Below are 24880 nucleotides of genomic sequence, written 5' to 3' on the forward strand. Positions count from 1 at the left end.
TGGGCGAATAAGCGCTGTGGCAACCGTTAGCCACCCATGCCCTGGTAGGCACCGCAGACTATGAAGCTGCGTTATTTTCAGGGTAGCGAAAAAAGAGGTGTTTTTAGTGCAAATAAGTGCTGTGGCAACCGTTAGCGCGAAACGGACTGAAACCGTATACCGTAACCGTCGCCCGTGGCCGCCCTGCAAGAGGTTTTTTCAAAAGCCGTGCAGAATGGAGTGAGACTTTGGAGAAAGTTGCTTAAAAACGGAGCCCTTTTGCCAATCGGAGGATTTTCCCTTTGTTCATCAAACGGTCCCTTGGTTTCAGCGCCGGGAGTTAGATTTTTTGAAATTATTCTTGCGCCTCCGCCGCGCAATCTCCTCGGAGAAAAAGAAGCGGCTTTCCGGTTTTCTTTTTCGGAGACGGGCGCGCCTCTTGCAAGAATAAAACCAGCCCGGCCGGGCGATACTGATACCAAACAAAAAGGGAAAGGGAGCATGGGCATGGCGTCGAAACGGGATCAGCTGATTCAGGATTTTACGGCCCGGATGGTGTCCTACCTCGATACCCCTCGCGACAAGCGGAAGCAGGACAAGCTGGCCAGGCAAAACCGGAGCCAGCCGGACTGGAGCGTCCGCTGGTTCGGAGTTCTGCCGGCATCCATCCGGCTTTGGTTTGGCCGGGGCAAAAAATAACGAAAAAAAGAAGAAGCCTTCGCCGCTCTTGCTGGCGGAAGGCTTCTTTAGCATACAAACAGGAAGGACAATGACGAGATTAAGGAAGGAGATAAAAAGAGTCGTCCGCCGCAGCGCCGAACGGCACAAAACGGCTGCCGTCCTGCTCCAGACCGATGAAGCGGCCGCCGTCCGACCAGCTGTGTGCCGCCGTCACCGGAAGGACAAAACGCGCTTTGCCGTCATACCTAACGGCCGAGAACACAATTTGCCTGCCGCTTGCAAGCAGAGCTCTCAGCTCTTCCGCCGAGGAAATGCGGTCGGGCTTGCGAATAAGCCATCCCGCGTTTTTATAAGGATCGAACGCCACCGCGGCCGCCCGGCCAATGACCGATAAAGGCGGCGATTTGCCCGTAGCCGCTTTCGCCGTGGTGTAGCCCGCCTCCCGAATGCCGGCCGAGTCGGGTGAACCGGCCTGATACTTGGTCAGATCGGGAAGCAGCTCCCCGCTTTTGGCGTCAAGATAAAGCGGTCCTTCCGCTCCAGAGAAAACCCAGCAGCTTTGCAGCGGCCCGTAATACCGCCGCTCCGCCTGCCGAAACGCCGCTTCACCGCCCGGCAAAGCCAGCAGCCCGCGGGCGGCCAGCGTCTGCTTGAGCAGGGAAAGGCTGAAAAGCGGGTACGGTCCGGTTCCGTATTCCGCCAGGGCCAGTTTGCCGTCCGGATCGTATGCGGCCACCAGATACCCCGTTTCGCGTACGCCTTCGGTTAAGGTGATGAGCCAGGAATGCGTGCCCGGACCGAGAGGTGATATGGTATAAGCCGACCGCTTCCATCCCTCGAAGCCGGGCTCGCCGGACAAGGCCGCGATCCATTCCCGGACGCGCCGGTTCAGTTCCGCCTGTGAAACGGGAGCAGCCTCGTCCTTCAGCGGATTCTCGGTCGCTTCAACCGCCGTAATCGGAGGTTTATCCGAAAGTATGTCGGAGGCACGGGTACTCCGATCCGTTTCCGTATCGAGCCCATAAGCGGGGGCGGCTGCATCCTTGGCAGTGGAGACGCGGCCGCCGGAAGCCGAAAGGATCGCCGCTAGCGGAGCGGAGGCGGACGGCGGAGCCTTTTCGGTTGAGTTCCTCCATTTTAAGCCGGCGTGGGAAGGAGCGGGAGCCGGTTCCGGCCGGCCGGCGAACGGGGCCGCCGTAGCGGACGCTGGCGACAGAGCGGCCCCGGTTGCAGACGAAGTTCCTGCCGCACCGGCGGAAAGCGCCGCCGTACCCTGGAGCGCCGGGCAGAGCAGGCTGGCTGCCATAAGGCCGCCCAGCGCAGCTTTTTTCCAAATCAGATTCATAGGTCACCGCCGTTTCTTTCTTCGATGGGAAGCTGTTGTCATTGTACAAGCCCCGGAGGAAAAAGGCTGTTGGTTCGCGGTGGCGAAGCGCCGCTTTTCTTCCCCTTTTATGCCGGGGGTTAGCGGGTTTCGTCGGCTCCCGCCGGGCGGTCCCTCAGATGGAAAAGGCCGCAATTGACGGCGGATACCCGGATGCGCGGCCGGTACTGCCATTCGGCCTCTTGCCTCCGCAGCATGTACTCCGCCTCGAGCGCGTTCCGCGCCAGAAGCGCCTCGTCTTCTTCCCGAGTCTCCGGTGCGGGGCCGCCGGCAACAGTGGCAGTTAGCGCTTTATCCTCCGATAGCTCCGGCGCAGAGTCGGTGGAGGAGGCTTGCCTGGCATTCTCCTGCAATACCTTCGGCGCAAAGCCGGTGGAGGGGTCTTCCCAGGCTTCCCCCTCCGCTTTCTTGGGAGCAATGCCGCCGCTTCCGGTTTGGGTTTCCGCCAGCCGCGCAGAAGATGCCGCAGCCCCGAGCGGCCGACCGGCTGCCTGCGCTTCACCGGGCTTCGCTTGCTCCGGCTCCGGCGCAGCCGCCAGCAGATCGCCGTAATACCCGTCAATCCTCGCCCATTCCTCCCGCAGACGAACCGCCGCATCCTCCGCCCAAGTCCGGTCATAACCTTTGAGCTGTTTTTCCAGATAGCTTTCCAGCAAAGAAGCGCCCTTTTTCAGGGTCAGCACGGGAGGAACGAGGTGGATGCCCGCCGGAAGCTTGGGGGTCAGCTTGCGTTTGCCGATCCGCTTCCAGAAATCCGTCTCAATCTCGCCGCTGTTCAGGTTCACCGCAAGGGAGTGCAGCTCTTCCCGCTTCATGTCGCAGATCAGCTCGATCTTGTAGTTGACGCAGAGCCAGGTGGAATAAGAGGAAGGCGGCGCGCCGGAGGCCTTTCGGGCTTCCTCAAACAGACGGACGCAGCTTCCCCGGCTGCGGACCGACCGGAAAATTTGCTCCAGCCGGCGGCTGCCGAAGGTGACGGTATCGGTCGGCACCCGGCCCACGGGACTGGGAAGCGTAATGCCGAAATACCGGCCGAGGATGCTGTCCGGGGCGCCGGGAGGAGCTCCGGGTGCCACCGCTTCCGGCTGACCCGCCATCCCCGGAATGCCGGACGCGATCGCTCCCGGCTGACCCGCTACTCCCGGCATTCCGGGCGCATTCGCTCCCGCCGCCCCCATTGCCGGGCCGGGCTGGCCGAACGGAGCGCGGCCCGCAGGGGGCGGGGGAGCCGGTCCCGTCACCGGTCCCGGCGACGGGCCGGTTACCGGCCCAAGCGGCGGCCGGGGGCCGGCGGGCGGGAACGGAATGCCCGGACCTCCCCCCGGCGGGAGCGTGCCCGCGAGCGGCTCGGCGTCGGGATTGAAAATAAACTTCATGGTCATCGTTTCCGCGGGCGCGCCGGTCCTTTCGACAAAGTCCCAGTAATAGGAGCGGCCGGTCAGCTCCCGGTCCGCCTCTACGGACAGCTTGACGAGCACGGCGGACTCCGTTTTGTCCAGCACCGCGCAGTCCATCGCTTCCAGAAAACGAAGCAGATAGCGTTCAATTTGGGCACTGTTCACGGGCTCGCCTCCAGCAGGGAATCTCCGAACCGGTCCAGCCGCGTCCGGATGTCCGCATCTCCGTCCGCTTCCAGCACCAGCTTCATCAAATCGTTTTCCAGCGTCGCTTTTTGCTCCAGGATGTGATCGAGTCCGCCGATAACCAGCTCGAACATGTTGATTTTTTCGTGCAGCAGATGGAGGATGTGCTCCTCGATGGTGCCCAGCGTCGAGAGGTTGTAAATGCTCACGTCGTGCTGCTGGCCGAGCCGGTGCACCCGGCCGATCCGCTGCTCCAGCCGCATCGGGTTCCAGGGCAGGTCGAAATTGATCATGTGATGGCAAAATTGCAGGTTGATCCCTTCGCCGCCCGCCTCTGTGGCGATCAGCACCTGCGCGCGGCCGCGGAACAGGTCCATCATCCAGTCCTTTTTGCCCCGGTTCATCCCGCCCCGGTAAGGAACGGCAGAGAGGCCGTTGTCCTTCAGAAACTTCAGCAAATATTCCTGCGAGGCCCGGTATTCGGTAAACACAATCGCCTTGTCTCCGATCCCCTTTATCAGCTCCAGCACTTTTTCGGCTTTCGTGTTGGCCGTGATGCCGCGGATCAGCGCCACCAGTTCCCACACCTTTTGCCGGAGGGGAGATTCTTCCGGGAGCTTCTTAAACAGGTTGACGAGCGTCACGAAAACAGCGTCCCGGCTGCTGCACACCTCACGCTGCAGCGTCACCAAAGTAAACGCGCTGGCCGCACCTCGTCCCAGCTCGTCGTAGCGTTCCTTTACAAACCGGGTCACCCCGTCGTACAGCGCCTGTTCCTCGGGCGAAAGGCTGAGGGGAATGTTTTTGACGACGCGTTTGGTAAAATCGACCGCCCCGTCCGAGCGCCGGTTGCGGATCATCACTTTGGACAATTCGCCTTGGAGCAGGTCCTCGTTTTTGGGCACGCGTTTGTCCGCGACGAATTTGTCCTGAAAGCTGCCCTGTCCGCCAAGCTGGCCGGGCTTCAGGACGTGAATCAGGTTGTAAAGCTCGTCCATGTCGTTCTGGACGGGAGTCGCCGTAAGGAGCAGGCAGTATTTGCGGCGCAGGCCGCTGACGAACTGGTAGTTCGTGGTCTTTTTGTTTTTCAGCTTGTGGGCTTCGTCAATGATAAGCATGTCGTAATCGAGCCCCAGCACGATGTCCCGGTGGGGCGGGCGCTTGGCGGTATCGAGCGAAGCGACGATCACTTCGGCGGAGGTCCACATGTAGGCTTTTTTCTGGGCGGAGGCGGGAATGCCGAACTTCTGGTTCAGCTCGCGCACCCATTGCAGCACAAGGGAGGCGGGAACGAGAATAAGCGCCTTTTTGACCAGTCCGCGCACCATATATTCTTTGAGCACAAGTCCGGCTTCAATGGTTTTGCCAAGGCCCACTTCGTCGGCGAGAATGGCGCGCCCGCGCATGTCGAAAAGCACCTTTCGGGCGGCGTCCGTCTGGTGCGCGAGCGGAACGAATCCGGGAAGATGAGCGAGGCATTGCAGGTCGTCGAACCGGCGGATCAGCCGGGCCTCCTCCGCTTCCAGGGCAAGGCGGTACAGCTCGGGGTTGTCCCAAGGGCCGTTTTTGTCCACGCGGGATTCCAGTTCGGACAGCCAGCCGCGTTCAAACCGGAGCTCCACCGTGCCGTCCAGCTTTTTCACCAAATCGGCCGATTCGGACTGACGCATGGGGCACCTCCCTCAAGTTGGTAAAACTAGTATGGACGAAGCCGGGAAGTTTCATAACCGCCTAAAAAAGGGACTGGAACCCGCCTTGGTTTTTGAGGTATGATAGATAAGTTCCGTTTCCGTAAAAGGCGAATGGGGATCGTACGGTCATGGCTTTTTGGTGATGAAAATACTATATCCTGTGTTTCATTCTTTTTTATTGTCTACATCTTGATTCGTTTGGCGGCCCGGCGTGTAAGAAGGGGAGAAGCCTTGCGGGGCAAGGCCTCGCGGTTTGGGGCCGCTCGCGGGTGTGAGAAATCTCACCATTCATCATCAAAAAGAGAGCGCGCAGGCGAAAAGGACAGCTTCGGCGAAAGAATGGCGGGTTAACCCGGAAAAACGATCCTCGTCCCACTCGATCCACAAAATGTTGTAATGTATAATGAGTGCTGCACTAAATATTGGGTTACATATCCGTTATTCGCGGACAATCATAGAAAGGGGTACTGGCAATGAGCATGATGCAGACGAAGCGCTTGGAAGGTCTCAGCGAAAAGATTTTTCTGGACCGCTACGCCATGAAAAACGCCGACACCAGCGGCACGAAAGTGGGGGATACGGTTCTCGTTCTGACCAAGGACGACCCGAAATTCCCGGCCAAGGAAGTGGGCGAGGTCATCGAACGCACCGGAAACAAGGTAAAGGTGAAGGTGCGCAGCGGAGACGTGGTGGAATCGGACGTGGAGAAGCTGACGCTCACCCAGGAGAAAACCCCGGAGGAGCTGTGGGACCGTCTGGCGGCGGCCATGGCCTCGGTGGAAGCGACCCCTGCCAAACGCAAGGAATGGACCGAGAAGTTCCGCAGCATTCTGGACGACTGGAAGCTCGTTCCCGGCGGCCGGATCGCGGCCGGCGCCGGCGCAAGCGACGAGCTGACGCTGTTCAACTGCTACGTTATCCCGTCTCCGCATGACAGCCGGGGCGGCATCATGGCGACCCTTTCGGAAATGACTGAAATCATGTCGCGCGGCGGCGGCGTGGGCATCAACCTGTCCTCGCTCCGTCCTCGCCGGGCGGTGGTCAAAGGCGTTAACGGCTCCTCCTCGGGCGCGGTGTCCTGGGGCGGCCTGTTCAGCTATACGACCGGCCTGATCGAGCAGGGCGGCAGCCGCCGCGGCGCGCTCATGCTGATGCTGAACGACTGGCACCCGGACCTGATGGATTTCATCACGGTCAAGCAGACGATGGGCCAGGTGACGAACGCCAACCTGTCGGTTTGCGTCAGCAACGCCTTCATGAAGGCCGTGAAGGAAGATCTGGATTGGGACCTCGTGTTCCCGGACACCTCGGTGGCCGACTACAACGAAACCTGGGACGGCGACCTGGACAAATGGAAGAAGGCCGGCAAGCCGGTCAAAACCGTCCGCACGGTCAAAGCCCGCGAAGTGTGGCACACGATCATCGAATCGGCTTGGAAATCCGCCGAGCCGGGTGTCGTTTTTATGGAATACTACAATCAGATGTCCAACAGCTGGTATTTCAACCCGATCATTTGCACGAATCCGTGCGGCGAGCAGGGCTTGCCGGCCTGGGGCGTCTGCAACCTGTCGGCCATCAACCTGTCCAAGTTCTACGACGCGGACAAGCATGACGTGGCCTGGGAAGAACTTGGCCAGGTGGTTCGCTACTCGACCCGTTTCCTGGACAACGTCATTGACAAGACGCCGTACCACTTCGAAGAAAACCGCGTGAACCAGCAGGGCGAACGCCGCGTCGGCCTGGGCTCGATGGGCCTTGCCGAGCTGATGATCAAGCTGGAAGTTCGCTACGGCAGCCCGGAATCGCTCGAATTCCTGGATAAGCTGTACGGCTTTATCGCCCGGGAATCCTACCTGGCCTCCTCCGAAATTGCGGCGGAAAAAGGCTCCTTCAAGCACTTCGACAAGGACCTGTATCTGCAAAGCGGCTTTATGAAAAACATGATCGAGGTCTACCCGGAAGTGGGCGAATCGATCCGCAAGAACGGCATGCGCAACGTCACCGTCATCACCCAGGCGCCGACCGGCAGCACGGGCACAATGGTCGGCACGTCGACCGGCATCGAGCCGTACTTCGCGTTTGAATATTTCCGCCAAAGCCGGCTCGGCTTCGACAAGCAATACGTGCCGATCGCCCAGGAATGGCTGGAAAAGCATCCGGGCGAAGAGCTTCCGTCTCACTTCGTGACGGCTATGACTCTTTCGGCGGAGGACCACATCCGCGTACAGGCCGCCATCCAGCGCTGGGTGGACAGCTCGATCTCTAAGACGGCGAACGCGCCGCACGACTTTACGGTGGAAGACACGAAGAAGCTGTACGAGCTGGCCTTCGACCTCGGCTGCAAAGGCGTGACGATCTACCGCGACGGCAGCCGCAACGAACAGGTATTGTCGACCGGCAAGAAGGAAGACAAGGCAGAGGAAGGCAAAACGGAGCAAAAAACGGCAGCGGCGGCAGCGGCCGATACAGCAGAAGCTCCGGTGCTTGCGGTCTCCGCGGCGCCGAAGGAAACAAAGGTCATCGACAAGGAATACAAACGCCGCCCGCAAATTCTGCGCGGGGCCACCTATAAAATCAACACGCCGTTCGGCATGGCGTACATCACGATCAACGATCTGAACGACGCGCCGAGCGAAATCTTCCTGAACGTAGGCAAAGCCGGCTCCGACGTCTTCGCCATGGCGGAAGCGCTCGGCCGGGTATGCTCCCTGTTCCTGCGCTACGGCGACCACGGCAACAAAGTGAACCTGCTGATCAAGCACCTGAAGGGCATCGGCGGTTCGGGCGCCATCGGCTTCGGCGCCAACCGCGTCGAGTCCATCGCCGACGCCGTTGCCAAAGCGCTGGAGCTGCACACCGCAGCGAATGCCGGCTCGAACGGCACGTCGGGCGATTCCCGCGCCGCGCATTTCACGATGCAGCCTGCCGCTCCGGCGCCGGCTCCCGCGGTTCCGGCCGCAGCCGCGCCTTCTTCGCACGGCGGACACGCGCTGACGGACGACCTGTCCCTGCTCGACACGAGCAAAGACATCTGCCCATCCTGCGGCTCGATCTCGCTGATCAACACGGAAGGCTGCAAAACCTGCGCCAACTGCGGGTACAGCAAGTGCTCGTAAGAAGAAATATTTTAGACGAAGACGAAAACGAGAAAATTATATTTATACCTTTTGCGGTATGAAAATACACGATGATTCATTTTATTCAAATTGAAGAAGGATTTTCCTTTGATTTGTAATGCGTCTTGAAAACAAGTTTTGTTCTAAGAACAATGTAAAAACGTGGGAAGCGATAGTTGCTCTCACGTTTTTTATTTTATAGTTTTAATGTCAAATGCAAAGTAAAGTTGCAGGCTGAGAATTTAAAGTATTAGATTGTCAAAACTTCATTAAGCTACCCTGAAAATAACGCAACTTCATATTCTGTGGTACCCCGCCGGGGCATGGGTGGCTAACGGTTGCCACAGCGCTTATTCACCCCAAAAACCCCTGTTTCCATTTCTAACGGTTGTGGGAGAGCTTATTTGCCCTCAAAAGACCAAAACGCCCCCTCTCCGAGCCAAATAAGCTCCGTGGCAACCGTTAGATTTTAAAAAGCTTCGTTTTAAGCCAAATAAGCTCGCTGGCAACCGTTAGAATTTGTCCGGCCCCTTCCGGCGCCCCATGACCAAAGCTCCCGGCGCGTGATGGATATTGGACCACGACATAGCCAAAAAATCCACCCTGAAATAACGCAACTTCATATTCTGTGGTACCCCGCCGGGGCACGGGTGGCTAACGGGCAGTAGAGCGTGGTGAAAGACCAGCTATAAAAAGTCAATAAGAAAATTGAAAAATCCTTGACCAAAGATCAAGGATTGAACCGGAAGCAACTATACTTTCTGAGAGACTACAACATATTCTGCCATCCACTGTAAAACTTCGTTTTCAAAGGGGAAAACACCATCAGCAGGAGCAGGAAGTTCTCCATAAATTAACGTGGCTTCATTTTTGTGATAACCAATATTCTTGCACTTATCAAGCCATTGAGAGATGTCACGCATCTTATCTTTTTCAGGGTGATAACTCGGATCATGAATTGAATAAAGTTCAATCCACTTTTTTGTATTATCACTTTGATGATCTTCGACTGTGCTGATATTGTAGACCGCATGTGCGCACGATATCCTTCCGCAAAACCCGCCATTAGAAAAGACAACATCCACGCAGTTATCAGCTAAAGGAAGTGCAGCACAATCACAGGCCATATACACGATGTCCACATATGGATTTTTCCATTCGTCCGAGAAAAAAACCGGTTCCATTTCAGTATACTGTGGCTCAAATCGGTCATGATGACAGTAACAGGCCAATCTATTCGCTCAATCATGTATTTGATGCCACTACCGGTACCGCAAGCCATATCAACAATGATTCGCGGTCGAAGCTTATTAATGTGCTGCCACATGACTTCCCTGTAATGAGGTGATCCCTGCCAATATCGTTGGTTCCCTGGATGGCGCTGTTCTTCCAAATAGTGCTCATAATTCCTAAGCCACAAAGACCAATATTCGCCTTCTTTTTCACGGGAGCCAAAATGGATAACCCCATCGATAACATCATAATTGTGACCATCTTCACAAGAAAAACTTGGCTTCCCCTGCTTATTTAGTGAATTTAAGGTTAACGCTTTGAATGATGAACATGAATGAGTGCTTAAAGGATACGGTTGGATGCTCAAGTCTTTTTCACACGTAAATAAAAAAGCGGTCATTGATTATCTTGTTAATAATCACCTAAATATGCCGAGAGTTTCTTTTAGATATGCATGAAAGGACATTATCATCGAAATTCAAACGGTTCATTGCGTTTCCCAAACATTTTCGACTAACGGAGAAAGTGGACTGCAGAGCATTCGTTTCTTATCCAAAATGGAAAAGCAAAGGGGCGGTCGGATAATCCGGCTGCCCCTTTGTCGTTAAAAAAACCGATACAAACGCACCCCATGCGGCGGTATGACAGCCCGGACTACGCCGGCCTCAAGCTCGGCCGTCGCTCCGCTCCACAGCTCGGTTCCCTCCCGGCAGCCCGCCAATCCGATCTTCTCCAGCTCCAGGTTGAGCGGAAGCGGGTTGTCACCAATGTTGAACGCGGCGGCGTAACGGAAGCCTTCAACGCCTTCGGCCGTCCAGATAATCAGTTCTCCCTCGCGTAAGGCTTCTTTGGCCGAGCGGCTTTCCCGGTGCATGCGCAGCACATCCCGGTTGGTAAGCAGAGACAATGTCCATTCGTCGCAGTCCCGCAATTCTCCGCCAAAGATGAGCGGGGAGCGGAAGATGCTCCAAAGCGACAGCATCGTCAACTGCTCGTCCCGCGTGAAACGGGTCCAGCGGTCTGTTCCCCCGCCGTCTACTGACCGAATGCCGATGTGGCCGAGCGGCAGCATGTCGCAGTCCGGCCAGCAGCCTTCCTCGGGGACGCCCTGCCATGTCCGGCAGCGGTCGAACATATCCAGCAGCAAAGGCCATTGGTCCCAGAAGTCGTCCGTGACGCGCCACATGTTGGCATGCCCGGCGAAGAATGCCGCGTACTCCACCGGTGCGGGGCCGGGTGAAAGGCTCAGCACCATGGGGCGGCCGCAGCGAGCAATCGCCCTGGAGATCAGGACGATCTCCGGCTGATGGGTGCCGTACAGCCTGGAAGCCGCAATATCGTCCACCTTTACCAGATCAACGCCCCATTCTGCATACAGCTCAAAAAGGGAATCGTAATAGGCCTGCGCCCCTTCCTTCGAGGCGTCTACGCCATACATATCCGTATTCCACGGACAGATGGAGTTGGGATGCGCGATTTCGCGCGCTGTCGCAGTGGTGTCCCGAACCGGAGCAGCGGCATGCACGGCTTGGCGGGGAATGCCGCGCATGATGTGAATGCCGAATTGAAGGCCCAGGCTGTGAACGTAATCGGCCAGCGGCTTAAACCCTTTGCCGCCCGCTGCGGAAGGGAACCGGTTCTCCGCGGGCATCAGGCGGGAATAATCATCCATGACCAGCTCAACGAACGGCCGGTATTGAGAGGATGCCGCATAGGGTTCATACCACTGAATATCCACGGTTATGTAACGCCAACCGAATTCCTTCAAATGCTTTGCCATGTATTCCGCATTGCCCCGGATTTCATCCTCCGTTACGGCCGCTCCATAACAATCCCAGCTGTTCCAGCCAAGCGGCGGAGTAAGCGCAGCAGCTTTATGATCCATCGCGAATCTCCTTTGCTTTTATCCGTCATTTACAGGTACTCGCATTTGAAATTGGAGAACTCGGCCTGACTGTCCTTTCCGACAACATACAATCCGATGAGCACACCTGTAAATCCTCCGGCAACTTCAGTCGAAAGGTATTTGGTTTGTGCCGTTCCCAAAAGAACCTCTTCTCCCGATATCCGGGCAAAGAAGCTGTACCGCTCACGGTCCGCCCGGATAACCAGCACAGCTTGATTGGTTCCCTCCAGACTCCGTTCCTTTTCCACGGATTTGATATCCCCGATATTCAGGCGCTCGATAACCCGGTAGCTGTTCTCTTCTCTCCGGACAGCTAGGTCATAGTGATGCTGCTCATCCATGTAGATCGTTATGCCGGCCTCTCCGCTCGCAAGGCTGACCTCGCAGGATAGGACCGCATCAAAATCCCTTTGGCGCAGGCCGATAAAGGTCGGGGAAGCGGGAGCGTCCAGCGTTACTTCGGTGCCTTGGAGGGTTATCTTGTCGGAACCGAGGCGGTAATGCCCGGCAGCCGGATGACGGAGATAGCACCAGTCCAGCTTCCAATCCGTGTTTTCAAACGTATAGCTTTTCTTTTCCTGCTGAATGGTCGTGTCCGGGATGCGGTCTGTCTCAAAGCTCATCAGACAGGTGCCGTTCTGCCCGGCTGTAAACCAGCCGTCCTCGTCAAAGGTAACAGGCGTGAGGAACACCTCGCGGCCCAAATGATGAAACGTAAGCCACCTGCCGATTTGCCGGAAGCCCAAATGAAGCATCCACCAATTCCCATCGTTGTCCCGGATCAAATCGCCATGGCCCACACCTTGCAGCTCGTACCCGCCCAAATTTCGATTGGTCAGCACGGGATTGTGCGGATAGGCTTCAAACGGGCCGGAGGGCGAATCTCCCCGCGCGTAAGTCACCATATGGCCATATTCGGTTCCCCCTTCAGCCGCCATCAGGTAATACCGGCCGTTTATTTTATACAGATGCGGACTCTCCAGATAACGGCCGCCCGTTCCCTGCCAAATCGAACGGCTTGGCGTCCGCTTTGCGCCGGTTTCAATGTCAATTTCACACTGCACGATGCCGGGGGTTCCGTTATCATCGGTGCCGTTGCTCATAAAAAAGGTCTTCCCGTCTTCAAAGTAGAGATCCGGATCAATCCCGCCCTGATCGACATAGACCGGCTCCGACCACTCCCCGTAAATATCGTCGGTCCAGACATAAAAATTTTGCCGGGTGGTGTCATTGGTGGTGGTCATATAAAAGCGGCCCGCATGATACCGGATGGTCGGAGCGAAAACGCCGCCGGAGCTGCTCACATGCTCCAGCTGAACTTGACTTTTTCTTGTCAGGCAATGACCGACTTGCTTCCAGTTCAGCAAATCCCGGCTTTCAAAAATGGGGACTCCCGGAAAGTACTGAAAGGAGCTGCATACCAGGTAATAGGTATCGCCTGCTTTGCATACGCTGGGGTCCGGATAGAATCCTTTAATCACGGGGTTATGGTAGTTCATAGATCCACCTCTTTTTTTGGATTCACCCAAATGTGAATAGGTTGAGCGCTAAGAAAATTAAACACCTGGAAATAGAGGCTTGCAATGGCCTGGAACGGAAGGCTATGATGAAATTTACTAAATGAATGGATATGTGAATTCAATAACGGGGAGACAAAACGGGATGAAAGCAAACGGGGATTCGAAGTTTATGCCGTTATACGAAGCGCTGGCGAGCTCCGTGAGATGGAAAATGTTGAGCCTCCTCGCCGACGGCGAACGAAATGTAAAGGATATTGCGGAAAAACTGGGGCTTAGCCCTTCCATTGTCACGATGCACATACGAAAACTCGAGCAAGCCGGACTTATTGGAAGCCGCAGGATACGGTTAAACGGGGGAACGCACAAACTGTGTTTTCTTAAAGAAACAAGCATCGAGATTGAGCTGCCCTCCGCCAGCCGAAACGAAAAGCTTTGGGAGCAGAGCATTTCGGTCGGCCATTATACTGCATTCGACATCCATCCCACCTGCGGGCTCGGCACACGGGAGAAAGAGATTGGCGTATGGGACGACCCGCGTTATTTTCTCGATCCTGAACGGGTCCAGGCCGCTATTTTATGGTTCGGCTGGGGGTATGTCGAGTACAAGACGCCGAATTATTTGCCTGCCGGACAATATGCGGATGTTATCGAGATTTCCATGGAGATTGCTTCGGAAGCGCCGGGCCTGCGGGATCATTGGCCTTCGGATATCGGCTTTGCGTTTAACGGCGTTTTTCTGGGAACCTGGACGAGCCCGGCCGACTTCGGAAGAGCGGCGCGCGGCAAATATACGCCGGAATGGTGGCATCGAAACGTTAATCAGTACGGGTTATTAAAGACGATCCGTATCGACAGTACCGGTACGTATATGGATGAAAAGCAGATGTCAGAGGTGACCGTTTCGGATATCAACTTACAGAGCCCTTTTTGGACGCTGCGTTTCGCAGTGGATGAGCAGGCGGCGAACGTCGGAGGACTGACGCTTTACGGAGCGGGCTTCGGCAATCACGATCAGGATATTGTCATCCGTGTTCATCTGGGCAATGGATAGCGGGAGGTCGTAATGAAGCGGAATGTTTTTATGTGGACAAACTAAAAGTAAGTAACTTGACAATAGTAATTTTAATAATTATAATAAAATCATAAGAACAAGTTAGTAAAAAGAAAAAGGCGGTTATACCATGGGTTGGCTGGAAAAATTATTCGGCGGAACAAACGCCAAGGAGGAAGCGGGCATGACAAAGCTGAACATTGGAATTATTCTGGGAAGCACGCGCGAAGGACGGGTGAGCCCGCAGGTCGGCGCTTGGGTGAAAAGCATAGCGGATGGACGCGGAGATGCGAATTATGAAATCGTGGACATCGCGGACTACAAGCTGCCGCTGCTCGGGGAAGCCGACGGGTCGGCGCAGGCGGCGGCGTGGAACGGGAAGCTGGCCGGCCTGGACGGCTTTGTTTTTATCGTGCAGGAATACAATCACAGCATTACCGCCGCGCTGAAGAACGCCCTCGATTATGCGCGGGAAGCATGGAATAACAAGGCGGCGGGCATAGTCAGCTACGGCTCCGTCGGCGGAGCGCGCGCGGCGGAGCATCTGCGCGGTATTCTCGGTGAGCTGTCCGTCGCGGACGTTCGCGTACACCCGGCGCTGTCGCTCTTTACGGATTTCGAGAATGGGGTGTTCAAGCCGGCCGATCTGCACCTCACGAACGTGAACGGAATGCTGGATCAAGTGCTGGCATGGAGCGGCGCTTTGAAAACCTTGCGCCAAACGCAGGTTGGCGCGGTTTAACCAAAACATACCGGCGGGAACAGGCTTCCGCACCACGGTCAAAATTCTGCGCTGTTCCTATTAATTCAGCTGTATAAGTACCGCCAAAGCTGCAGGCTAAACGGCTCCGAAACGCATCAACGGACCGGATTCAGGGATCACACCCGAGTCCGGTCCGTTTTTTGTGTTTCCCCGGCGGAGGCCTCCGGCATGCTGCCGGGCAAATCCCGTTTCTCCGCCCGAACGGCTTGCCGAGGCATGCGTGTCCGCGCTTTATAGCCGCTCGGCGTGACCCCGGTAAATTTTTTAAACTGCCGCATAAAATGCGTTTCGTTTTCGTAGCCGCAGGCCTTGGCCACGTCGGCAACGGAGGCGGCGCTGTTGTCCAGCAAGTAACGGGCATATTCGAGACGGCTTTGGATCATGTCGGTTACGACGGAGCAGCCGAACAGCTCCTTGTAGAGGTGCTGGAAATAAGATTTGCTCAGGTTGACGGACGCCGCCAGCTCCTCCACTTTAATTCGCAGGGCAGGGGAATGGTACAGCTCATCGCGCAATTCGGACAATAGCGGATCATACTGACCCGTGGCGGGCGGAAGCTCCGTTTTCCGGGCCTCCAGATTGCACAGCTTGAGGAAAAACGACCTCAGCCCCGCATCGAGAATCGCCTCGCGGAAAGGACCGCCCCGCCGGTTGTCGCTGGTCAGCTCCCGGATGGAACGGGTGATAAAAAGCGGATTTGACGCTTTTACCGGTGTGTCGAGGGGAAAGTCCAAAGAGAGCAGAAAAGACTCCAGCCCGGAACCTTCACAGTGAAACCAGTCGTTCACAAAAGGCAGTTCAATCTCCCGGTACAAATGGCGCGTCGCCGGATGGAAAAGAATGAAGGAATTCTTTTCCGCTTGCCGGGAACGGCCGTTCACCACGACCTCCGCCGTGCTCTTGAAAAAGACAAAAGCAAAGTTTCCCGCGCCGCCCGGCCGGTCGATGACGATGCCGTCCGGATGAATGTAATGGCCGCCGCTGCTGAGCAAGGTGATCATGGATGTGCCGCTCCTTTTTGCTTGTAGCGGGACTTCATCGCCGCGATAGGCCCGCGCTTTTGTACATTATAGAAAAGCCGGGGCGGCGGCACAAGTCCTGCTAGCTCACTCGCGTTTTCATGCGGGACACAAAACAAAGCACGATTGGTCAGCAGCAGTCGACGATTGTTTATTGATGGCGCAAAGCCAAGCTTCTATACTTTGGGTGACGGCAAGCCGAAAAACAGTAAGCGCTTGCGTAACAGGAGAGGGGAAGCGACATGACAAGGGTCATTGTACAAGCGGATACGCCGAAAAGCATCATCAACCGGAACATTTACGGCCATTTTGCCGAGCATTTGGGCCGCTGTATTTACGAGGGCATCTGGGTGGGAGAGGATTCGCCGATTCCGAACAGGGAAGGCATGCGGACGGATGTCATCGAAGCGCTCCGAAACCTGAAGGTGCCGGTGCTCCGCTGGCCGGGCGGCTGCTTTGCCGATGCTTATTACTGGCCGGACGGAATCGGACCGAAGGAAAAACGGAAACGGATGGTTAACGTTCATTGGGGCGGAGTGGTGGAAAACAATCATTTTGGGACCCATGAATTCCTCCGTTTTTGCGAGCTGATCGGCGCGGAGCCGTATGTGTCGGGCAATGTAGGCAGCGGCACGGTCCGGGAAATGTCGGAATGGGTGGAGTACATGACCTTTGACGGGGAGTCGCCAATGGCCGAGCAGCGCAAGGCGAACGGTCGGGAGATGCCCTGGAAGCTTCCGTACTTTGGCGTCGGCAACGAGAACTGGGGCTGCGGCGGGAATATGCGGCCCGAATATTATGCCGACCAGTACCGGCAGTATGCCAGTTATGTGCGGAATTACGGGGACAACAAGGTGTTCAAGATCGCCTGCGGGCCGAACGTGGACGATTACAACTGGATGGAAGTGCTGATGGAGCGGGCCGGATCGCATATGGACGGCATCAGCCTTCATTATTACACCGTTCCATCGGGCGACTGGAACGATAAAGGTTCGTCCACGGAATTCTCGGAAGCCGAATGGTTTGCCACCCTGCGAAGCACGCTGCGGATGAACGAGTTCATCGAGCGGCACAGCACGATTATGGACCGGTACGATCCGGAGAAGCGCGTTGCGCTCATCGTGGACGAATGGGGTACCTGGTACAACGTCGAGCCCGGCACGAACCCCGGTTTCCTGTACCAGCAGAACACGCTTCGCGACGCTTTGGTGGCGGGAATCAACCTGAACATTTTCCAGAATCATTCGGACCGGGTGCGGATGGCGAATCTTGCGCAAATGGTCAATGTGCTGCAGGCAGTCATTCTGACCGAAGGCGGAAGCATGGTTCTTACCCCGACATACCATGTGCTGCGGATGTACAGCGTGCATCAGGACGCGCGCCGCGTCGATCTGGCTTTTGACGCTCCGGCCTATGAAATGAACGGGGAAAGCATCGGGCAAATCAGCGCCTCGGCCTCTGTCAATGATGCGGGCACGCTGCATCTCTCCCTGTGCAACCTGCATCACGCGGAGGAAGCGGAGCTGACGTTTGACATCCGCGGCCGCTCCATCGGCGAAGTAAGCGGAACCGTGCTGACCGCCGATGCGATTCAGGCGCATAATACATTTGAGGAGCCCGCGGCTGTGGAACCCCGCGATTTCCGCGAATTCCGGCTGGAGAACGGCATGCTGCATGTGAAGCTGCCGGCGCGTTCGGTTGCCGTGCTGGCGGTGGAAGGGGAGGCGTAAGGCATGGCCGGCAACGCCATAAAAGAGCCCCGGGCAGTGGAAGAAACGTGCAAAGGCTGCTCCGCTACGGTTCATGTAACGCCGGAAGAGTTTAAGCGTTTATTCGGGGAAACGATGCGGGTAAAAGGGGCCAAGCTGACTACCGAGGAAGAGTATGCCAAACGCCTCGGCCGGTGCAGGGAATGCCCGTCCTTTCAATTTGGCACGACCTGCCGCTGGTGCGGCTGCCTGATGGATATCAAGGCCAAGCTGGCGGCCGCCCGCTGCCCCGATCCGGCGGGAAGCCGGTGGGCATAGCGGCGTAGCGTACCTTGGAACGGAGGTGTGCAATCGGAACAAGCCCAGGACGGTTTTGTTGAAAAAGAGCCTGCTTTGCAGCGAACGGTTCGCTGTGCCGGCTCTTTTTCGCTTATGAAGAGGCTAGAGAAGCCATACCAGCCGGAAGCCTTGGCTTGCCGTCCTCTTCTCTATAAAATAGAAAACATCCGATGAAAAACATAAGGGGGAAGGGAGAGTATATTATGTCAACCAACACGCAGCCAAACGATCGAGGGGCTTATCACTTTTCCCCGAAAGAGATGTGGATGAACGATCCCAATGGCATGGTATATTTCGAAGGAGAATACCATCTGTTTTACCAGTACCATCCCGGCGGCACGACCTGGGGGCCGATGCATTGGGGGCATGCCGTCAGCAAGGATCTGGTCCGGTGGGAGGAACTGCCGGTTGCGCTGTTCCCCGATGAGAACGGAATGATTTTCTCCGGCAGCGCCGTTGTCGATTGGACCAACAGCTCCGGCTTTTTTGAAGACGGACGGCCGGGGCTGGTCGCCGTCTTTACGCACCACCGCGAGACGGAGGGGGCGGGGGCGCCGCCCGTGCAGGCCCAAAGCTTGGCGTACAGCAAGAACAACGGAAGAAGCTGGACGAAATACGAAGGAAATCCTGTGCTGCGGCATGACACGTTTATCGATTTTCGCGATCCCAAGGTATTTTGGCATGAGGAGACGGACGGTTGGGTGATGATCCTGGCCTGCGGCCAGCAGGTGTGCTTGTACCGTTCAAAGGACTTGAAAAACTGGTCGTACGCCAGCGCATTCGGCGAAGGGATCGGGTTTCACGGCGGCGTATGGGAATGCCCCGATCTGTTTCCGCTTCCGGTAAACGGCGATCCCGCCCGCCGGAAATGGGTGATGCTGGTGAGCGTCGGCGACGGGCCAGAATACCCGGAAGGCTCGCGGACGCAGTATTTCACCGGCGGCTTCGACGGCGTAACGTTTAAACCCGACGAAGCCTCCGCGACCGTTCGCTGGCTGGACGGGGGACGCGACAATTACGCCGGCGTCACCTGGTCGGATGTTCCGGCGGAGGACGGACGGCGGCTGTTTATCGGCTGGATGAGCAACTGGAAGTACGCGAATTTGACGCCGACCGAAGTGTTCCGCAGCGCAATGACGCTGCCTCGGGAGCTCGCGCTGGAAGAGCGCGGCGGGGCCGAGGTCCTGATCCAGCGGCCGGTGCGGGAGCTGCAAAGCGCGCGCGTGCCGGTGCTCTCGCTGGCGAATGCAACGGCGGACGAAGCGCAGGCGGCTTTGTCCGTGCTAAAGCTCGATAGCTATGAAGTCCAGGCCTCGGCTCCGGCCGGAACTTCTTTTGCTTTTCTTCTGCGCCGGAGCGCGGAAGCCGAAACGGCGGTCGGGCTGGACGCCGGGCTGCGCGAGGTATATGTGGACCGCTCCAAATCGGGGCGCAGCGGCTTTCATGAGCAATTTGCGGAACGTCACGCCGTCGCCCTGACGGATTTGTCCGAAATCGACCTCCGGATTTATGTGGACCGCACCTCTGTGGAAGTATTTGCGGACGAAGGACGTGCGGTGCTCACGGACCTCATTTTCCCGTATCCCGACTCGACGGGCCTTTCCGTCACGGCCGCCGACGTCCGGTTCCGGTTTGCCGCCCTGACGGTTTATGCGCTGGACCCGGAAAACACCGGAGCTCCCGCTGCCGTTTGAGCAGGCTTCCACTAGACAGCGGGCCGCTTGAAGCCGGATAACTTCCGCCGCAGACAACCTGAGAACCCGACACTCCTTCTTTTTTCATCAGAGTTTCCTTTGGATTTTCCTTCGGAAAACCGATGAAAGAGAGGAGTGCTTTTTTTTTGCAAAAAAAGCGCCGCCGACCGGTAAGTTTTAGCAACCCTTTGACATCCGGCGACGTCAATTGGTATGGCGCATGATTACGCCGCTCGCGTTGAATCAGGTCGCGTGTAATCAAACCAGAAGAAAGGAAGGCAACCGTGAGCACAATGGAGAGCACCACCGAAAGCAAAGCGGAACGAAAGCCGATCATCGATGTGGTCGACCTGCGCAAGGTTTACCGGATCGGCAGCGAGCGCGTAGCGGCTTTGAACTCGATCAGCCTAAGCATTTACAAAGGGGAATTTTGCTGTTTGCTCGGCACATCGGGGTCCGGGAAATCGACGCTTTTGAACATGATGGCCGGTCTGGAGAAGCCTACGCGGGGCACGGTCAAAATCCGCGGGAAAGCCATCAGCTCCATGTCCGAAAAAGCGCTGGCCCGGTTCCGGCAAAATTATTTGGGGTTTATTTTCCAATCGTACAACCTGCTGCCCGCCTTGAACGCCATCGAGAACGTCGCTTTGCCGCTCGCCTTCAAAGGCGTTCCCCGTTCGGTCCGGGAAAAGCGGGCGCGGCAGCTGCTGGCGGCGGTCGGACTATCCACGCACGAGCGGCACAAGCCCTCGCAGATGAGCGGCGGCCAGCAGCAGCGGGTCGGGATTGCGCGCGCGTTTGCGGCGAACCCGGACATCATTTTCGCAGATGAGCCGACGGGAAACCTCGACTCGCGCACAACGCTGGAAGTGATGGAGCTGATGAAAGCCATGGCGCGAAAAAGAAACCAGACGCTGGTCATGGTCACGCACGACAACGAGCTTGTCCGGTACGCCGACCGGGTCGTGCGCATTATCGACGGCAGCATTAAAGAAATCATCGTACATAACGAATCATTCGGGGTGGAGAACGCATGAAACAAAGGTATCGGTCAACTTCCTTGCGCCAGCTGACGGCGCTCAGAATCGCATTGGTTTTTGTTCTGGCTTGCTCCGGACTGCTCGGCAGCTTCGGGTTTGCCGCTTCGGCCGCCGATTCCGGCATTATGAAAATCACCGGCTACAAGATTGTCAAAGGAAACACGTCTCAAATCCGCGAAAACGCGGAGCTCACCCTTCAATTGACAGCGGAAAATACGTCGGACGAGAGCTATCGGGTCAACAGCCTGCTGATCGAAGACGACAGCTCGTTTTACGGGTCCGACCAGAATACGGTGGATATCTCCAAAGACATTGCCGGCAAAGCGTCCTTTACCGTGGATGTGCCGCTTGTGTACAGCGGGAACGGCAACCAGCTGGCGGTCAGCTTTGCTTATGCGCGCGTAAATGACGGTTCTACCGCCGGGAGCGGAACCAGGCTGTATGTTGCCGTGAAGCAGGCGGTGCCGAGACAGCCGGAGGTTACGCCGGCGCCAACGCCCGCGCCGATGCCTTCGTTTGACACCACCAAGTTTATTCCCAAGCTTACGGTTACCGGAACCGATTCGATGCCGACCGCGGATGCCGGCGGTGTGCTCCAGCTCAAAATTCCGCTGAAAAACGGCACCACGCATCCGGCCCGCAACGTCAAGGTCACTCTGGAGCCGGAGGACAAAAGCGACATTCCCTATCAGCCCAATATGATCAATCTGTCGCAGACGTTCGAGCAGATCGGCAGCAACGAAACGCAAACGGTCATTTTTATGCTTAAAATCAAGCCGAACGCCAAAGCGGGCGTGTACGCACTGAAGCTGGATACGCAGTATACGAACCTGTTTAACGACCCGTTCTCCGGAAGCGAAGGCTTCTACATCCGGATCAACAACAACAGCACGCCGATGCGCCTGTCCTTGGCTTCGTCCGTTTCGTCTCCCGCACAGGCCGTTCCCGGCGGAAAGGTTCAGCTCACCGTGCGGATCGCGAACGATGGCTCGATGGACGCGAAGGACGTCCGGGTCAGCCTCACCGGGCTGAAATCCGACGGCTTTGCCCTCGACGGCGACACGGCGACCCGCCGCATCGCTTCGCTTGCGGGCGGCGGAACGCAAAGCGCGGTTTTCAAGCTGACGGCGGCTTCCGAACTGGCCGGCGGCAGTCAGCCGCTTGGCGTCAAAATAGAATACAAGGACGAAACGGGTACGCTGGTCAGCGAGGAAACCCCGATTTTCGTTCCTGTCCGCAAAGCGGCGCAGGCGGGCGCTCCGGCGCTGACCATTGTCAGCCTGAAGGCCCCGAGCCATACGCTTGTGCCCAAAGACCGGTTTGACGTTTCGTTCACTGTGAAAAACGAAGGCGGATCGAAGGCCGACAATGTCAAAGTGGCGGTCACCAGCGACAAGGAGCTGGCGCCCATGACGCTCAGCAACGTCATCGTGCCGGCGCTTGCGCCCGGCCAAAGCAAAACGTTAAGCTTCACCTTTATGGTCGCGCCGGATGCGGCGACCAAAAGCTATCCGATCGCCATCGCGGTGGAATATGACGTGACGAAGGGCAGCGAGCCGGTCAAAGGCAGCCTTTCCCAATACGCGGGGGTTTACGTGGAAGGAAAAGACGGCCCTACGCCGACACCCGAGGAACGCAAAACCGTTCCGCGTCTGATCGTCAATCAATACAGCCTGGAGCCCCAGGAGGTGCTGGCGGGCGAAAACATCACGCTTGCGCTGTCCTTCCTGAACACCAGCAGCATGATGGATGTTTCCAACATCAAAATCAGCGCTTCGTCGGAGGAAGGCATCTTTACGGTGGAGGGCAGCAATACGTTTTACATCGAGGGGATTCCCTCCCAAGGCACGGCGGAAAAAACGCTGACCCTGCGGGCCAAGCCGGACGCCGAAGCGAAGATGTACGCGCTCGCGCTTGATTTCGAATACGAGGATGCCAAAGGCAATCCGTTTACCGCCAAAGAGACGGTCAGCATTCCGGTGACCCAGGCCAACCGGTTGACCACCGGCGAAATTGCTTCGCAGGGTGAAGCCTTCCTAGGCCAGCCGACGCCGGTTTCGCTTGACTTTTACAACACGGGCAAGTCCAAGCTTTACAACCTGATGGTTTCCGTGGAAGGAAACTTTCAGGCGATGAACGCCAATTATTACGTGGGGAATTTTGATTCCGGCCGCAGCGACTCGTTTGAAGCTTCCATCATGCCGGAGGCGGTCGGGGAGCTGAAGGGAGACGTGGTCTTCACGTTTGAGGATGCGGCGGGCAAGCAAAGCCAAATCCGCAAGCCGTTCACTTTCCAGGTCAGCGAAATGCCCCCGATGGAAGACCCCGGCATGATGCCGCCCATGGAAGAACCGCCGGCGGAAAGCAACAAATTGCGCCCTTACCTGATCTACGGCATTCCCGCATTGGCGGTAATCGCGGGCATCGCGGTTTTCCTGATCATCCGGGCCAAACGCCGCAAACGAAAGGAAATGGAACTGGATGAGGAGTTTTGATCTGCTGCGACTGACCTGGATCAACTTCCTGCGCAGCAAGGTCCGTTCCTTCCTCACCATCCTCGGGGTCGTGATCGGAACGGCGGCCATCGTGGTCATGCTGTCGCTGGGCATCGGCATGAACGAAAGCTTCAAGGAGCAGGTCAGCCAGATGGGCAGCCTGACCCTGATTCAGGTATACAACAGCGGCGGGGGAGGCATGGGAGCGGGCACGGCCAAGCTGGACGATAAGACCATCCAATCCATCGCGGGACTGGAAGGGGTGACGGCGACAACGCCGCTCATTTACACCCAGGTCAAGCTGGTGGCGGGCAAAACCTTGAGCTATCTCCAGCTTGTCGGCATCCGGCCCGACGCCATGGAAAAGTTCTCGTTTCCGCTCGCCTCCGGTCGGCTGCTGGAAGACACCGACGAGCTGACGCTTGTATTCGGCTCCCAGATTCCGACCAGCTTTTACAACCCCAAGTCCCAAATGGGAGGGCCCATCCCGCCGGTGGATTTGCAGACCGAAAAGCTGGAGCTTACGTTCGACATGACCTATGGAGAAAAACAGCAGCAGCAGCCGGGGGGAGAAGAAGGCGGACCAAACCAGCCGGGCGGCTCCAAGCAGCCGGTGCTCTACAAGGTGAAGACCGCCGGTCTTCTCGGCGAATCTCGGGACGAGAAGGACTGGTCGGCTTATATCAACCTGGACTATTTGCTGAAGCTGCAAAAGGAAAACGCCAAAAAAGACAAAAATCAGATGCCTGTCGGCTACGACCCCAAGCAGGGCTATCAGCAGGCCTGGGTGCAGGTGGGCGACCTGGACGACGTCGAGCCGACGCGCGACAAGATCAAGGAGCTTGGCTTTGAAACCTACGCGCTGACGGAGGTTTTGAAGGGCATGCAGGAGATGTCCAAGACGCTTCAAACGATTCTGGGCGGCGTCGGCGCCATTTCGCTGCTGGTCGCCGCGATCGGCATCATGAATACGATGGTCATGTCCATTTACGAACGCACGCGGGAGATCGGCATCATGAAGGTGCTGGGATGCGAGCTGAAGGACATCCGCAAGCTGTTCCTGATGGAAGCCGGCTTTATCGGCTTCGTTGGGGGACTACTGGGCATACTGTTCAGCTTCGGGGCGTCGTACGCGTTGAACACCTTTGGCGGCAGTCTGACCGCCGCTTTTGGCGGAGGCATGATGGACCCCTCGGCCACATCGCGGATTTCGATCATTCCCCCGTGGCTGATGGCCGCCGCGGTTGTCTTTGCAACTGTCGTAGGCTTGGTGTCGGGCTACTACCCCGCCCGGCGGGCGATGAAGCTGAGCGCATTGGAAGCCATCAAAACGGATTAATGCCGAATTCCCTGGTTCTGCTCCGATAGAAACGGAATCAGGATAACGGCGAAATCAACCACCTTCAGGCGCTGTCCCCGGGCTGCATAACCCGGCATCGCGCTTGGAGGTGTTTGTTTTTTTTTTGGCTGGAGGTGTTCGGTATGGCGCGCTTTGCAAAACATGAAGCTCCCAGATAAATGCCAGTCACGTTACGAAGACTTCCACTGCGGAAGTAGAGGTAGAGGTAGAGGTAGAAGTAGAGGTAGAGGTAGAGGTAGAAGTAGAAGATGTTGAGGTAGAGGTAGAAATAGAAGAAGTTGAGGTAGANAACTCTAGTGGAATTCAAGCGGAACTAT

Annotated in this window: 18 protein-coding genes; 11 read left to right on the forward strand and 7 right to left on the reverse strand. The window is 56.9% G+C overall.

Annotated elements, in window-relative coordinates; translation table 11 throughout:
• Window positions 1–486 precede the first annotated feature (486 nt).
• On the forward strand, window positions 487–678 hold the full coding sequence (locus tag AC6I6H_RS18770; RefSeq protein WP_497955531.1) for a YqzE family protein: 192 nt from the start codon (window positions 487–489) through the stop codon (window positions 676–678).
• 79 nt (window positions 679–757) lie between these two features.
• On the opposite strand, the gene AC6I6H_RS18775 is transcribed toward AC6I6H_RS18770, so the two are convergent.
• The 3 genes from AC6I6H_RS18775 to AC6I6H_RS18785 form a co-directional block, all read right to left on the reverse strand.
• On the reverse strand, window positions 758–2005 hold the full coding sequence (locus tag AC6I6H_RS18775; protein ID WP_497955532.1) for a hypothetical protein: 1248 nt from the start codon (window positions 2003–2005) through the stop codon (window positions 758–760).
• 119 nt (window positions 2006–2124) lie between these two features.
• A complete protein-coding gene (locus tag AC6I6H_RS18780) occupies window positions 2125–3606 on the reverse strand; it encodes a YqhG family protein (RefSeq protein ID WP_497955533.1) in 1482 nt (493 codons plus the stop codon).
• The gene (locus tag AC6I6H_RS18785; RefSeq protein WP_497955534.1) at window positions 3603–5297 is read right to left on the reverse strand and encodes a DEAD/DEAH box helicase; all 1695 of its coding nucleotides are present in this window, start codon (window positions 5295–5297) and stop codon (window positions 3603–3605) included. The genes AC6I6H_RS18780 and AC6I6H_RS18785 overlap by 4 nt, the downstream gene beginning before the upstream one ends.
• A 494-nt stretch (window positions 5298–5791) precedes the next feature.
• Here AC6I6H_RS18785 and AC6I6H_RS18790 point away from each other — a divergent pair, with 494 nt between their 5' ends.
• Window positions 5792–8434, forward strand: a complete 2643-nt coding sequence (locus AC6I6H_RS18790) for an adenosylcobalamin-dependent ribonucleoside-diphosphate reductase (RefSeq protein ID WP_497955535.1) — start codon at window positions 5792–5794, stop codon at window positions 8432–8434.
• 752 nt (window positions 8435–9186) lie between these two features.
• Here AC6I6H_RS18790 and AC6I6H_RS18795 read toward each other — a convergent pair.
• The gene (locus tag AC6I6H_RS18795) at window positions 9187–9576 is read right to left on the reverse strand and encodes a hypothetical protein (RefSeq protein ID WP_497955536.1); all 390 of its coding nucleotides are present in this window, start codon (window positions 9574–9576) and stop codon (window positions 9187–9189) included.
• 429 nt (window positions 9577–10005) lie between these two features.
• Here AC6I6H_RS18795 and AC6I6H_RS18800 point away from each other — a divergent pair, with 429 nt between their 5' ends.
• Window positions 10006–10125 carry a DNA alkylation repair protein gene (locus tag AC6I6H_RS18800; RefSeq protein WP_497955537.1) on the forward strand — a complete coding sequence of 40 codons (120 nt, stop codon included), beginning with the start codon at window positions 10006–10008 and terminating at the stop codon, window positions 10123–10125.
• Window positions 10126–10271: 146 nt separating this feature from the next.
• Here AC6I6H_RS18800 and AC6I6H_RS18805 read toward each other — a convergent pair whose 3' ends face one another.
• On the reverse strand, window positions 10272–11552 hold the full coding sequence (locus AC6I6H_RS18805) for a glycoside hydrolase family 27 protein (RefSeq protein WP_497955538.1): 1281 nt from the start codon (window positions 11550–11552) through the stop codon (window positions 10272–10274).
• 29 nt (window positions 11553–11581) lie between these two features.
• Window positions 11582–13072, reverse strand: a complete 1491-nt coding sequence (locus AC6I6H_RS18810) for a glycoside hydrolase family 43 protein (protein ID WP_497955539.1) — start codon at window positions 13070–13072, stop codon at window positions 11582–11584.
• Between the two features lie 163 nt (window positions 13073–13235).
• On the opposite strand from AC6I6H_RS18810, the gene AC6I6H_RS18815 reads away from it, so the two are divergent.
• The gene (locus AC6I6H_RS18815) at window positions 13236–14144 is read left to right on the forward strand and encodes an ArsR/SmtB family transcription factor (RefSeq protein WP_497955540.1); all 909 of its coding nucleotides are present in this window, start codon (window positions 13236–13238) and stop codon (window positions 14142–14144) included.
• A gap of 184 nt (window positions 14145–14328) precedes the next feature.
• Window positions 14329–14886: an NADPH-dependent FMN reductase gene (locus AC6I6H_RS18820; RefSeq protein WP_497955559.1), complete on the forward strand. Its 558-nt coding sequence runs from the start codon at window positions 14329–14331 to the stop codon at window positions 14884–14886.
• A 137-nt stretch (window positions 14887–15023) separates the two neighbouring features.
• Here AC6I6H_RS18820 and AC6I6H_RS18825 read toward each other — a convergent pair whose 3' ends face one another.
• Window positions 15024–15908 (reverse strand): helix-turn-helix domain-containing protein, encoded by an 885-nt coding sequence (locus tag AC6I6H_RS18825; RefSeq protein ID WP_497955541.1) that lies wholly within the window; start codon window positions 15906–15908, stop codon window positions 15024–15026.
• Between the two features lie 260 nt (window positions 15909–16168).
• Between AC6I6H_RS18825 and AC6I6H_RS18830 the strand changes: the two genes are divergently transcribed.
• The 6 genes from AC6I6H_RS18830 to AC6I6H_RS18855 all read left to right on the forward strand — a co-directional run bounded on the left by AC6I6H_RS18830 (window position 16169) and on the right by AC6I6H_RS18855 (window position 24542).
• Window positions 16169–17656 (forward strand): alpha-N-arabinofuranosidase, encoded by a 1488-nt coding sequence (locus AC6I6H_RS18830; RefSeq protein WP_497955542.1) that lies wholly within the window; start codon window positions 16169–16171, stop codon window positions 17654–17656.
• A 3-nt stretch (window positions 17657–17659) separates the two neighbouring features.
• The gene (locus tag AC6I6H_RS18835) at window positions 17660–17953 is read left to right on the forward strand and encodes a DUF6171 family protein (protein ID WP_497955543.1); all 294 of its coding nucleotides are present in this window, start codon (window positions 17660–17662) and stop codon (window positions 17951–17953) included.
• Between the two features lie 224 nt (window positions 17954–18177).
• A complete protein-coding gene (locus AC6I6H_RS18840) occupies window positions 18178–19668 on the forward strand; it encodes a glycoside hydrolase family 32 protein (protein WP_497955544.1) in 1491 nt (496 codons plus the stop codon).
• Between the two features lie 293 nt (window positions 19669–19961).
• Entirely contained in the window at window positions 19962–20705 is a 744-nt protein-coding gene (locus tag AC6I6H_RS18845; RefSeq protein ID WP_497955560.1) for an ABC transporter ATP-binding protein, read from the forward strand.
• A complete protein-coding gene (locus AC6I6H_RS18850) occupies window positions 20702–23203 on the forward strand; it encodes a COG1361 S-layer family protein (RefSeq protein ID WP_497955545.1) in 2502 nt (833 codons plus the stop codon). Before AC6I6H_RS18845 ends, AC6I6H_RS18850 begins: the two co-directional genes overlap by 4 nt.
• Entirely contained in the window at window positions 23190–24542 is a 1353-nt protein-coding gene (locus AC6I6H_RS18855) for an ABC transporter permease (protein WP_497955546.1), read from the forward strand. Before AC6I6H_RS18850 ends, AC6I6H_RS18855 begins: the two co-directional genes overlap by 14 nt.
• The last annotated feature ends 338 nt before the right edge of the window (window positions 24543–24880 follow it).

Source organism: Gorillibacterium sp. sgz306347 (assembly GCF_059735245.1).

Bases quoted from the DNA above. Each gene is read 5' to 3' on its own strand.
- AC6I6H_RS18770 (WP_497955531.1), top strand. From the start codon at position 487: ATGGCGTCGAAACGGGATCAGCTGATTCAGGATTTTACGGCCCGGATG.
- AC6I6H_RS18775 (WP_497955532.1), bottom strand. From the start codon at position 2,005: ATGAATCTGATTTGGAAAAAAGCTGCGCTGGGCGGCCTTATGGCAGCC.
- AC6I6H_RS18785 (WP_497955534.1), bottom strand. From the start codon at position 5,297: ATGCGTCAGTCCGAATCGGCCGATTTGGTGAAAAAGCTGGACGGCACG.
- AC6I6H_RS18790 (WP_497955535.1), top strand. From the start codon at position 5,792: ATGAGCATGATGCAGACGAAGCGCTTGGAAGGTCTCAGCGAAAAGATT.
- AC6I6H_RS18805 (WP_497955538.1), bottom strand. From the start codon at position 11,552: ATGGATCATAAAGCTGCTGCGCTTACTCCGCCGCTTGGCTGGAACAGC.
- AC6I6H_RS18810 (WP_497955539.1), bottom strand. From the start codon at position 13,072: ATGAACTACCATAACCCCGTGATTAAAGGATTCTATCCGGACCCCAGC.
- AC6I6H_RS18815 (WP_497955540.1), top strand. From the start codon at position 13,236: ATGAAAGCAAACGGGGATTCGAAGTTTATGCCGTTATACGAAGCGCTG.
- AC6I6H_RS18820 (WP_497955559.1), top strand. From the start codon at position 14,329: ATGACAAAGCTGAACATTGGAATTATTCTGGGAAGCACGCGCGAAGGA.
- AC6I6H_RS18825 (WP_497955541.1), bottom strand. From the start codon at position 15,908: ATGATCACCTTGCTCAGCAGCGGCGGCCATTACATTCATCCGGACGGC.
- AC6I6H_RS18830 (WP_497955542.1), top strand. From the start codon at position 16,169: ATGACAAGGGTCATTGTACAAGCGGATACGCCGAAAAGCATCATCAAC.
- AC6I6H_RS18835 (WP_497955543.1), top strand. From the start codon at position 17,660: ATGGCCGGCAACGCCATAAAAGAGCCCCGGGCAGTGGAAGAAACGTGC.
- AC6I6H_RS18840 (WP_497955544.1), top strand. From the start codon at position 18,178: ATGTCAACCAACACGCAGCCAAACGATCGAGGGGCTTATCACTTTTCC.
- AC6I6H_RS18845 (WP_497955560.1), top strand. From the start codon at position 19,962: ATGGAGAGCACCACCGAAAGCAAAGCGGAACGAAAGCCGATCATCGAT.
- AC6I6H_RS18850 (WP_497955545.1), top strand. From the start codon at position 20,702: ATGAAACAAAGGTATCGGTCAACTTCCTTGCGCCAGCTGACGGCGCTC.
- AC6I6H_RS18855 (WP_497955546.1), top strand. From the start codon at position 23,190: ATGAGGAGTTTTGATCTGCTGCGACTGACCTGGATCAACTTCCTGCGC.